Genomic DNA, 509 nt, shown 5'->3' with positions numbered 1-509 from the left:
AGTTTCTGGGGATGCCTGGTGCGCAGCCGCCGGGGCGGGGTTCTGGTGCGCAGGGGCGGACGGATTTCCGCTGGTTGATGATGTCGGATGTGTGCAAGCACTGCACGCATGCGGCGTGTCTGGATGTGTGTCCGACGGGTTCGTTGTTCCGGACCGAGTTCGGCACGGTGGTGGTGCAGGAGGATATCTGCAACGGTTGTGGTTACTGCATTTCGGCGTGCCCGTACGGGGTGATCGATCAGCGCAAGGGTGATGGTCGGGCGTGGAAGTGCACGCTGTGCTACGACCGGCTCGGGGCCGGGATGACGCCGGCGTGCGCGCAGGCGTGTCCGACGGAATCGATCCAGTACGGGCCCTTGGAGGAGTTGCGCGAACGTGCTGCCGCCCGGGTCGAGACGTTGCACGAGCGGGGTGTGCCCGAGGCGCGGTTGTACGGGGAGGACCCGAACGACGGTGTGGGTGGCGACGCCGCGTTCTTCCTGCTGCTGGATGAGCCTGAGGTGTACGGG

General features: G+C 66.2%; 1 protein-coding gene. It reads left to right on the top strand.

What is annotated here, in order from left to right:
• Positions 1 to 509: 4Fe-4S dicluster domain-containing protein (locus FHG89_RS29275; protein WP_139587637.1), on the top strand; the 509-nt coding region annotated here is incomplete at both ends.

The sequence above is a fragment of the Micromonospora orduensis genome, assembly GCF_006228125.1.
Taxonomy (GTDB): domain Bacteria; phylum Actinomycetota; class Actinomycetes; order Mycobacteriales; family Micromonosporaceae; genus Micromonospora; species Micromonospora orduensis.
This window is presented reverse-complemented; position numbering and strand designations above follow the sequence as displayed.